Origin of the sequence: Streptomyces sp. NPDC059785, assembly GCF_042732375.1 — a bacterium.
Taxonomy (GTDB): Bacteria; Actinomycetota; Actinomycetes; order Streptomycetales; family Streptomycetaceae; genus Streptomyces.
The window spans coordinates 82,379-92,757 of sequence record NZ_JBHWHV010000029.1 but is presented as its reverse complement, the minus strand read 5'-3'; the positions used below and the strand labels follow the sequence as shown (position 1 = coordinate 92,757).

General features: G+C 72.5%; 9 protein-coding genes. 2 read left to right on the top strand and 7 right to left on the bottom strand.

The window, feature by feature from the left end:
* Positions 1 to 79: 79 nt before the first annotated feature.
* Both ACFV6E_RS22545 and ACFV6E_RS22540 read right to left on the bottom strand, forming a co-directional pair.
* A complete protein-coding gene (locus ACFV6E_RS22545; protein ID WP_385162293.1) occupies positions 80 to 1,438 on the bottom strand; it encodes an NAD(P)/FAD-dependent oxidoreductase in 1,359 nt (452 codons plus the stop codon).
* A gap of 56 nt (positions 1,439 to 1,494) precedes the next feature.
* A complete protein-coding gene (locus tag ACFV6E_RS22540) occupies positions 1,495 to 1,764 on the bottom strand; it encodes an acyl carrier protein (protein ID WP_385162292.1) in 270 nt (89 codons plus the stop codon).
* A gap of 170 nt (positions 1,765 to 1,934) precedes the next feature.
* On the opposite strand from ACFV6E_RS22540, the gene ACFV6E_RS22535 reads away from it, so the two are divergent.
* Positions 1,935 to 2,960, top strand: a complete 1,026-nt coding sequence (locus ACFV6E_RS22535) for a 4'-phosphopantetheinyl transferase family protein (protein ID WP_385463981.1) — start codon at positions 1,935 to 1,937, stop codon at positions 2,958 to 2,960.
* The gene (locus ACFV6E_RS22530) at positions 2,951 to 3,727 is read left to right on the top strand and encodes a thioesterase II family protein (protein WP_385162289.1); all 777 of its coding nucleotides are present in this window, start codon (positions 2,951 to 2,953) and stop codon (positions 3,725 to 3,727) included. Before ACFV6E_RS22535 ends, ACFV6E_RS22530 begins: the two co-directional genes overlap by 10 nt.
* Positions 3,728 to 3,823: 96 nt before the next feature.
* Here ACFV6E_RS22530 and ACFV6E_RS22525 read toward each other — a convergent pair whose 3' ends face one another.
* The 5 genes from ACFV6E_RS22525 to ACFV6E_RS22505 all read right to left on the bottom strand — a co-directional run bounded on the left by ACFV6E_RS22525 (position 3,824) and on the right by ACFV6E_RS22505 (position 10,293).
* Positions 3,824 to 4,360, bottom strand: a complete 537-nt coding sequence (locus ACFV6E_RS22525) for a flavin reductase family protein (RefSeq protein ID WP_385162287.1) — start codon at positions 4,358 to 4,360, stop codon at positions 3,824 to 3,826.
* A gap of 57 nt (positions 4,361 to 4,417) precedes the next feature.
* Entirely contained in the window at positions 4,418 to 5,893 is a 1,476-nt protein-coding gene (locus ACFV6E_RS22520) for an amino acid adenylation domain-containing protein (RefSeq protein ID WP_385162285.1), read from the bottom strand.
* Positions 5,890 to 7,029: an acyl-CoA dehydrogenase family protein gene (locus ACFV6E_RS22515; RefSeq protein ID WP_385463978.1), complete on the bottom strand. Its 1,140-nt coding sequence runs from the start codon at positions 7,027 to 7,029 to the stop codon at positions 5,890 to 5,892. Before ACFV6E_RS22515 ends, ACFV6E_RS22520 begins: the two co-directional genes overlap by 4 nt.
* A 33-nt stretch (positions 7,030 to 7,062) precedes the next feature.
* Positions 7,063 to 8,520: a citrate/2-methylcitrate synthase gene (locus tag ACFV6E_RS22510; protein ID WP_385463975.1), complete on the bottom strand. Its 1,458-nt coding sequence runs from the start codon at positions 8,518 to 8,520 to the stop codon at positions 7,063 to 7,065.
* A gap of 435 nt (positions 8,521 to 8,955) precedes the next feature.
* Entirely contained in the window at positions 8,956 to 10,293 is a 1,338-nt protein-coding gene (locus tag ACFV6E_RS22505; protein ID WP_385463972.1) for a cation:proton antiporter, read from the bottom strand.
* Between the last annotated feature and the right edge of the window lie 86 nt (positions 10,294 to 10,379).

Here is a 10,379-nt window from a genome sequence, read left to right as displayed (position 1 = left end):
CTAGGGCGTGTTGCGAAAGTCGCGTCGTTCGCCCGAAGGGCGGGCCGCGCGGCGTCAGGCGGGACTTTCGCAACACGCCCTAGAACTTGGGCGCGGCGGAGGGGGCCTTGAGGGTCCCCAGGTACTTGTGCCAGAGGTGGTTCGGGTCGGCCTCGACGGCCTCGACGATCTCCCGCATCGCCGCGAGCGCCTTGGGCTCCCCGTCGTAGACGTCGCCCTGGAGCATCTTCAGCACGTCCAGGCGGTAGCGCGGGTCCTGGACGAAGGCGGTGAAGAGGATGTTCAGCCGGTAGTAGATCGAGATGAACTCGTACCAGTTGTTGACCGCGCCCCGGAGCGTGTTCACGTACCCGTCGAAGCGCTCCTTGCGGAAGTCACCGGCCCTGTGGGCGGCGATGATGTCCTTGGTGGCGAGCCGGGCGCTGTTGAGCGCGACGCTGACGCCGCTGGAGAAGATCGGGTCGACGAACCGGGCCGCGTCGCCGATCATCACCAGGGAGTCGTCGGCGATCTTGGTGAGCGCGTAGCTGTAGTCGCCCTCGGCCTTGAAGTCCTTGACCCGCTTGGCGTTCTTCAGCGCGTCCTGGAGCGCCGGACGGCTGCCGATCGTCTCCCAGAAGAAGGTCTCCAGGTCGTTCTTGGCCTCCTTGAACCGGGTCTTCTGCGTCACCACACCGATGGACGTGATGGTGTCGGTGATCGGGATCTGCCAGACCCAGGTGTCCTCCAGCGGGAGGAAGTGGATGAAGATGTAGTCCGCCTGGTCCTTGTTGACCGCGAGCGCCTTGCGGTCGAAGTCGTCGAACCAGGTGTGCACCGCGTACTGGTTGAAGACCGGGTCGGGCTGCTTGACCTTGAGCTGGCTGCCCATCATGGTGCGCCGGCCGCTGGCGTCGATGACCATCCGGACGGGCACGCCGACCGGCTGGTTGCCGACCTTGGCCTGGATGACCGGGCGGTCCCGGTCGGTGAAGTCGACGCGGTTGACGCGGACGCCGTGGTACACCTTCGCGCCCAGGCTCTCCGCGTGCTGGAGCAGGATCTGGTCGAACTTGCTCCGGTCCACGTGGAAGGTGTGGTCCCGGTCGACCCCGGCCTGGTCGCGCTCGCTGAACAGCACCTCGGCGGCGCGGAAGTCGTGGTCCAGGCCGGTGAAGCCCATGTGGTCGATGTCCCGGTCCTCGGCGGAGGTCCAGGCGGCGCCGTACTTCTTGGGGAAGCCCGCGGCCTCGACCTTCTCCATGGCGCCGGTCTCGATGAGCACCGGGGTGGTGGCCGGCACCAGTGACTCGCCGACGTGCTCGCGCGGAAAGGTCTCCGATTCGAAGACCACGACGGACAGCCCCTCCTTGGCGAGGTAGGAGGCGGCGGTGGACCCGGCCGGACCTCCGCCGATGATGCCGATGTCGTAGTCGTAGTTCGCCGGTGTCTCGGACAACGTGATCTCTCCTGTCGCGGGTTCGGTGGGTGACACTGCGCGCCGTGGCCGGCTGGTCAGTGCGCGGGCGTGCGGAGGGACAGCAGCAGGTCGGTGATGCTGTCCAGGTTCTGGAAGTTGGTGCCGGTCAGTTCGGTCGGCGGGATGTTGGTCCCCAGCTCGTCCCGGATGAAGGTGAGCAGCTGCGCGGTGTTGATCGAGGTGAGGATCCCCCACTCGAGCAGCGGGGTGTCCGGGGCGATGCCCTGGGCGTCCGGCTCGGCGAGGAGCCGCTCCTGGATGAACTCGGTGAGCTGGGCGATCAGTTCGTCGCGGTCACTGGCCACGCCGTACCTCCTGTGGATGCGTCGACAGGCGGGTGTCCCGCCGGCTGCAACGGGCTCAACGTCCGTTGATTTCAACACCTGATGATGTCATTTCCCGATGAACTCTACTAGTGTTGAGTTTCTCGTCAAGAGGTCAGCGGCCAACGGGGGCACGAGGCTTGGGAGGCGCGATGACGCGAGTGACGCCTGAGGTCCGGCCGGGCCCGCCCGCCGGAGAAGTGCACGTGTGGCGGGTCCCGGAACCCGGCGCCGCCGACGCGGAGACGCTGCGCCGCTGCGCCGCCCTGCTCGCACCGGACGAACGGCGCCGCCGGGAGCACATGGTCCCCTCGCAGCGCGCGCTGTACGCCTCGGCGCACGCCGCGCTGCGGCTGGTGACGGCCGCGTACACCGGAACACCGCCGACGGAGGTCGCCTTTCTGAGAGGCTCGTTCGGCAAGCCCTACGTGTCCGGGCACCCGGGCCTGCGCGTCAGCCTGGCGCACACCGCGGGCCTGTCCCTGGTCGCGGTGGGCCGCGACGGCCCCGTCGGCGTCGACGTCGAGCGCCTGGCGCCGCTCCGGGACCCGGCGGGCCTGCGCCGCCAGATCCTGACCGGCACCGAGGCGGCGCACTGGCCCGAGGAGCCCGAAGACGCCCCGCACAGCGCCCTGTTCACCCACTGGACCTGCAAGGAGGCCGTCCTGAAGGCGATGGGCAGCGGACTCGCAGGCGATCTGCGCGCGGTCCGGGTCGCCGTCCCCGGCACCCGCCGCGCCGGCCCCGTACGCCTCCTCGCCGTCCCCGGCAGCCCCGCCCGCACCTGGCGCCTGCACCTGCTCGACGTGGGTACGCCGTACCGGGCGGCGGTCGCGGTCGCGGGCGGCGGCGACACCGTACGGCTGCTGCGGCTGCGGCTGCCGGGGGAGACCGGCAGGGCCGGGGACCCCGCGGCCGAAGCGCTCGCGGCCCCGCACGGAACCGAGCCGCCCAGGACATCCGGGACACCCCCGCCGTGCGAACAGCCCGGGGAGCCCGGACGGTACGGGCGGGCGCGACGACCCGAACCGTCCGGGTCGCCCGGGTCACCCGAGCCGTCCGGGCGATCCCGCGTGGTCCGGGCCCGGCCGGCACCAGCACCGGTACCACCACCAGCGCGAGCACCGTCACCCGTACCTCAGGCGCCCCACACCAAGGAGATCCCGTCATGCAGCTGAACGTTCCCGGGCCGGCCGGTACCGTCTCCGCCTCCGTGGCGGGCCAGGCCGGCGGGGGCGGACCCGCCCTGCTGTGCCTGCCGCACGCCGGAGGGGCCGCACGGGCCTTCACGGCGCTCCAGGCCGCCCTGCCGGAGACGACCGGCACGACGCTCCTCGAACTGCCCGGTCACGGCACCCGGATGGCCGAGCCGCTGCGCTCGGACTTCGGGTCCGTACTGGACGACCTGGTCCGCCTCACCGCCCCGCTGACCACCGGGCGGTACGTGCTCCTCGGCCACAGCATGGGCGCCGCCTTCGCCTACGAACTCGGGCGGTACTTCAGCGCCCTGGGCCGGTCCCCGGCCGCGGTCGTCGTGGTCGGACGCAACGGCCCCACCGCCCGCAGCACCCTGCCCGACCTGCACACGCTGGCCGCCCCGGCGTTCCTGGACGCCGTCCGGCGGCTCGGCGGCACCCCGCCGCAGCTCTTCGACCACCCCGAGCTGGTCGAGCTGTTCCTGCCGGTGCTGCGCGCCGACTTCACCATCTCGGAGACGTACACCCCGCTGCCCGGACCGCCGCTGGCGTGCCCGCTGTGGGTGTGCGCGGGCGTGGACGACCCGATGGTGACCGACGCGGGCCTGCGGAACTGGGAGGACCACGGGGCGGGCGAGGTCGCCGTCGAGTGGCTGCCCGGCGGCCACTTCCTGCTCGACGACCCGGCGTTCCACGCGTACGTGACCGCCGTGCTGCGCACGGTGGCGCTGCCCGGCCCGCGGGGCTGACCGGCCCCGCCCGCGACCGCCGCCGGCCCTCGCCCCGACAAACAGCGAAGTCAGGGGGAGGGCCGGCGGCGGTCGGCGTGCGGAGGTTCGGGGCTCTCAGGCCGCGGGACGGGCGCGGAGTTCGGAGAACTGGGCGCGCCAGTAGGCCAGCGGGAAGCGGTCGGTGGCGATGTCGCCGTTCACCAGACGGCCGATCAGCACCTGGTGGTCGCCCGCCAGATGGCTGCTGGTGAGGATGCACTCGGCGTACGCGACGGTGGAGTGCAGCAGCGGCGCGTCGGTGCGCTTGCCCGGGGTCCAGGGCACCCCGGCGAACCGCTCCGGCACCGGGGAGGCGAAGGTGCGGGCCGTCTCGGCCATCTCCGCGGAGAGGAAGTTCACCGCGAAGACCGAGCTCTGGTGGATCGCCGCGAGCGTGGCGCTGGGCTGCTTCACGCAGACCAGCAGCAGCGGCGGCGAGGCGGACACGCTGCACACGGCACTGCACGTGAGCCCGCGCGGTTCACCGTCGCCGGTCACACTCGTGACGACGCTCACCCCGGTGGGCAGCGAGCCCATCACCGAGCGGAACGTCTGCAGATCCACCTGGTCGAGCAGCGACTGCGACTCGTGGGAGCCGAACATCTCAGACATGGGCAGGTCCTCGTCTCTGAGCCCGAGGCGGGTCCGGGCCGCGAAGGTCATCGGGATTCACTCGGCGCCGGCTGCGGTGATCCGCTCGAGCAGCGCCCGGCGGTCCGTCTTGCCGTTGCCCGTCAGCGGGAACTCGGACACGGCGTGCACCGCGTCGACCACCATGTACAGCGGCAGCCGCTCGGCGCACTCGCGCTTGAGCTCCAGCAGGCCGGGCGGGCGTGCGCCCTCGGGCACCACGACCGCGTGGATGGAGGCGTCCAGGCCGCTGCCGACCACCACGCACGCGGCGGCGGCGACCTTCGGGTTGGCGGCGACGACCGCCTCGATGTCGCCCAGCTCGATCCGGTGGCCGCGCACCTTGACCATGTGGTCGCGCCGGCCCACGTACTCCAGCATCCCGTCCGGGCCCATCCGCCCGATGTCACCGGTGAAGTACGGGCCCTTCTGCGGCTCCCGGCCCCAGTAGCCGAGCATCACCGTCGGGCCGTCGACCACGATCTCGCCCTCGCGCTCGCGCGGCGGGTGCAGCCGGATCCGGTCGCCGCTGACGGCGGTGCCGATCGGCAGCGGACGGGTGGAGCCCAGATCCCGTTCGGTGACCTCGTAACTGGTGCACACATTGGTCTCGGTCGGCCCGTACCAGTTGTACATCCGCACGTCCGGCCACGCCTTGCGCAGTTCGTGCAGTTGCTGGACCGGGAACGGCTCCCCGGCGAAGACGCACACCCGCAGGTCCGCGGGCACGCCCCGGCCGAGCAGGTCGCCGCGCTGCATCATGAGGGTCAGCGCCGACGGCACCGAGTACCAGACGGTGATCCGCTCGCGGTGCAGCAGTTCGGCGAGCTGGCTGGGGTCGTAGGCGAGCCCTTCGGGGACGAGGTGGACCGAGGCGCCGGCCAGGAAGGCGGCGTACAGGTCGAAGACGGACAGGTCGAAGTTGAACGGCGCGTGGTTGGACAGCCGGTCGGCGGACGTGACACCGACCTCGGCGGCCGCCCAGCGCACGAAGGACAGGGCGTTGCGGTGGCTGATGCAGACACCCTTGGGGTCACCGGTGGAACCGGAGGTGTAGAGGATGTACGCCGGTTCGTCGGGCCCGTTCTCGTACGGCGGCGGGGCGTCCGCGGCCGGTGCCTCCTCGCGGACCTGCGCGAAGGAGGCCAGCGGCAGGGACGCGTCCCAGCCGGCGTCCTCGGCGCGGCGCACCCCGTCCGCGTCGGCCACCACCAGGGCGGGGGCGCAGCCGGCGGCGATCCGCAGCACCCGGGCGGCCGGGTTGTTGGCGCTGACCGGGGCGTAGATCGCGCCGATGCGCAGCGCGCCCTGCATCAGCGCGATGGCGTCGGCGGTCTTGTGGGTCCACAGCACGACCCGGTCGCCGGGCCGCACCCCGCGCCGGTGCAGCGCCGCCGCGTACCGGTCGGCGAGGTCGTCCAGCTCCCCGTAACTGAACACCCCCTGGGACGAGCGTACGGCCGGGGCGTGCGGGGCGCGCCGTGCCGAGTCGATGACGAGCTGGTGAAGCCTCACAGGCCTATCTCCTTCACTATCAGCTGACGCTGGATCTCCGACGTGCCGGAGAAGATCGTGCCGGGCACGGCGTCGCGCAGCGCCGCCTCGATGCCGTCCTCCCGCAGATAGCCGCGCCCGCCGAAGACCCGGACCGCGTCCGCGGCGGAGGCAAGGACGCCCTCGGAGACGGCCAGCTTCGACAGTGCGATCGCCAGCACGGACGGATCGCCCTCGTCCATGGACCAGCAGGCGCGGTAGAGCAGCAGCCGGGCGCTCTCCAGGCGCAGCTTCATGTCGGCGATCCGGTGCGAGACCGCCTGGAACTCGCCGATCCTGCGGCCGAACTGGCGGCGCTCGCGGGCGTGCGCCACGCACTGTTCGAGCAGGCGGTCCTGGAGACCGAGGTAGAGGGCGAAGAGACAGGCGCGCTCCCAGCCCATGGAGTGCTGGAAGATCGCGGCCCCCGCACCCGCGCCGCCCAGCACCCGGTCCCCGGGCACGAAGCAGTCCTCGAAGGTGACCGCGCCGGCCGGGCAGGAGTTCATGCCCATCTTCTCGTAGGGCTTGCCCACGATCAGCCCCGGTGTGTCCCGGTCGACGACCAGGCCGGTGACGCCGAGGAAAGCGGCCTTGGGGTCCACGGTCGCGTACGTGACGAACACGTCGGCGGCCGGTCCGTTGCTGACGAAGCTCTTGGTGCCGTTGAGGACGTAGCCGCCGTCCACGGGGGTCGCGACGGTGGCGAGCCGGGAGGAGTCGGAGCCCGCCTCGGGCTCGGTCATCGCGTTGCCCGCGATCAGCCGTCCGGCGGCCAGTCCGGGCAGCAGCCGCCGCCGCAGCTCCGCGCCGCCGAACGCCGCGATCGGCACGGCGCAGGCGAAGGTGTGGGCGGCGGCGCCGAACACCAGGCCGGTGTCGGCGCAGCCGCGGCCGACGGCCTCGACCACCCGGGCGGTGTCGAGCGCGCCGAGGCTTTGCCCGCCGTACTCCTCGGGCAGGCAGGAGCCGAGCATGCCGATCTCGCCGAGCTTCAGCCAGTCGCCGCGTGTGTAGAAGCCGTGACCCGCGCCGGGCGGCGTCGGGAAGGCGGCCCGGGTCCTTTCCAGCACCTGGTCGTAGCGGGCCCGTTGGCCCTCGTTCCAGCCGAACTCCACATCTGCTCCTCGGTCTGCTCGGTTCCGGTCTGCTCAGTTCCGGTCGGGGAAGTGGCGCAGGTTCCGCGGGCCCGCGTAGCGCAGCCGCGGATGGATGCGTCCCTGCCGGGCGCGCTGTTCCTCGACGTGTGCGAGCCAGCCGGCCACCCGGGCCGCCGCGAACATCGGCACGAACAGGTCGGAGTCCATGCCCAGCAGGTGGTAGATGGCGGCGGCGTAGCAGTCCACGGTCAGATAGGGGCGGGGCCCCTTCGACGGGTGGGCCGCGGTCCGTACGGCGTCCAGGACCGTCAGGACGTGGTCGCCGCCGGTGCTGCCGCGGAAGCCGCGGGCCGCCTCGCGCAGCGGCCGGACCCGGGGGTCCTCCTCGGCGGCCGGGACCGCGCGGGCCGCGGACGCCTGGTCGGCCCGGCCGCGCAGATAGGCGGCGGCGGTGTCGGGGTCGTCGTCCCCGCGGGCCAGGTCGATGACGCGGCCCGCGGCGCCGCCGTGCAGCGGGCCGGTGAAGGTGGCGAGCGCGACGGTGATGGCGGCGAAGGTGTCGGCGCCGGTGGCGGCCGCGACCCGGGCGGCGAACGCCGAGGCGTTGCAGCCGTGTTCGGCCTGGAGGATCAGGCACAGGTCGACCAGCCCGACCCGCTCGGGGTCCCGCTCAAGGCCGAGCATGTACAGGATGTTCTCGGCGTGCGACAGCTCGGGCGCGGGGTCGGGCAGCCGGCGCCCGGAGCGGGCCGCCTGCTGGGTCGCGAAGATCGTCGGGATCCGGGCGACCAGGCGTTCCCGCAGGTCGATGTGGGCGGCCGGGTCGGCGTGCGCCTCCGCGGCGACGCCGAGGGCGGGGACGGCGGTGCGCAGCACGGAGGACGTGGAGGAGTTGGAGTTGAGCACGAGGTTCGTGGCGACCATGGGCGGCAGCCCGCGGGCCGCGGCGAGCCGTTCCCGGAACGCGGCCAGCTCCGCCCGGTCGGGCAGCCAGCCGCGGATCAGCAGATGGACGACCTCCTCGAAGGTGACCCGGCCGATCAGCTCCTCGATGGGATAGCCCCGGTAGGCGAGCCGCCCGTGCTCCGGGTCCACCTCGGAGATGCCCGTCTCGCCGGCCACCACGTCGGAGATGTCGGGGGGCGCGCCGCCGTCGCGCGCGTGCCGGGTGTCGCGGGCACCGCCCTGCCCGCTCCCGCCGTTTGCCGGAAACGGGGCGGCGGGCAGCGGCGGGGCGATGGACGAGGCGTCGGCGGGGGCCTCGATCCGGGACAGCTCGGCGAGCCGTTCGTCGTAGAAGGCGCGGAGCTGGCCGACCGACTCGATGTGCTCGATGAGATGGTCGTCGAGGGTGGTGCCCAGTTCGTGCTCCAGGTGGACCTGGAGCTCCACGGCGGTGAGGTTGTCCCAGCTGGCCACCGCACGCAGCCGCATCTCGTCGCCGATGAACTCGGACGGCATGTCGAAGACGCGGGAAAGAGTGCTGATGACGGGGTGCACCTTGGCCATCTCCTTGTCTGTGCGCCGCCCGTACCGCGAGCGCGTACGGGGCGACGTGGGTGGGGTGCCGCGCCGCGGCTGTGGCGTGCGGCACCGCGAATCCGGGGCCGCGACGCCGCGAATCCGGCGTACGGCGGCCGCGGTTCCGGTGTGCGGTGCCGCCGGGGTCTGCGGTTCGGTGGTACGGGGCTTGCGGTCGTGCGGGGTGTGCTGTTGCGCGGGTCGTACCGCCGGGAACGTCGCGAGGCTTCCCGGGCCGGCCGTCCGGACGGCCGGCCCGGGGCCTGGACGGGCACCTGATGCCGTACGGGTGCCGGCGGTCGTGCGGTCGTACGGTCGTGCGGTCGTACGGGGCGTCCGGCCCCGCGGGCCGGGCCGCCGGGATCGCCCCGCCCGCTTCCGCCGCGCGGGCGCGCGCGTGGTGCGACGTCCGGCGGAATCCGGCTATCCGGCCAGGTCCGAGGCCTTTCCGCCGGCCGGTTCGGGGATGCGGACCAGCGGGCCGGCCGGAGCCGTCTTCCCGGTGACCAGATCCATGCGGGTGCGGGGGAGCAGGTACGGCAGCAGTGGTCCGGTCATCGCGGTGGTGATCAGCGCCATGAGGACCATCTCGGTGAACAGGGTGTCGTCGAGCACCCCGAGACTGAGCCCGACGCCGAGGATGATCAGCTCGGTCAGGCCCCGGGTGTTCATCAGGACGCCGACGCCCGTCGACTCCCGCCAGTTGAGCCCGAAGGATTTGGCCGGCAGCCCGGCACCCAGGATCTTGCCGAGGACGGCGGCGGCGAGGATCAGCCCCAGCTCGCCCCAGGCGGCGAGCGACATGGACGCGATGTCGACCGAGAGACCGGTGACGATGAAGTAGACGGGCAGCATCAGCTCGCCCGCGTGCTGGAGCGGGCGCAGCATCCGCTCCTCGAGGAGTCGCTGCGGCGCGCGCGGCATGACCAGACCGAAGGCGAAGGCGCCGAAGATCGGATGGATGCCGATCTTCGACGTGGTGTACGCGGAGAGCAGCAGACCGGCCGTGACCAGCGTGGCGAGCTGGACCCCGGTGCCCCGCCGGGAGACCCACCCGACGGCCCGCGCCAGCAGCGGCCGCACGACGACGATCATCGCGGAGCCGTAACCCGCCGACATCCAGAGGGTGTCGAGGAAGCCGGAGGGACCGGACGCGGTGACGATGGCGACCACACCCGCCAGCAGGCACCAGGCCAGTACGTCGCCGAAGGCCGCGCTGGTGAGGGCGAGGGCGCCGATCTTCGTCCGGCTGAGCTTGTTGTCCTTGAGGATGCGGGCCAGCACCGGGAACGCGGTGATCGACATGCTGACGCCCAGGTACAGGCAGAACGAGCTGAACGGCACCTTGTCGCCGTCGACGTGGGAGTGCCGGTGGTAGATGAGCGCGGCCACCCCGGCGCCGAGCGCCATCGGGGCGAGCATGCTGCCCGTGGTCACCCCGGCGACGGAGCGTTTCCGGCGGCGCATGCTCGCCCAGTCCAGCTCCCAGCCGACGGTGAACATGAAGAGCAGCAGTCCCAGTTGGGCGACCATGGACAGCAGGGGCCGCACCTCGTCCGGGAACAGACGCTGCGTCAGGTCTCCCGGTAACAGCCCGAGGAGGCTCGGCCCGAGCAGGATGCCGGCGGTGATCTCGCCGATGACGGCGGGCTGGCGGACGCGCCGCGCGAGGCGTGCGAGGACCGTGCCCGCGATCAGGATGACGGCGATTCCGGCGATGGCGGTGGCCTGCAGGGTTTCGGCCGCGTGCGGTTGGGTCACGACTTCTCCTCCGGCAGCGGAACGGCGGCGGAACGCGGTGGGCGTGCGGACTGGCGTGCGGTGAGCGTGCGGTGTGCCGCGGGTGG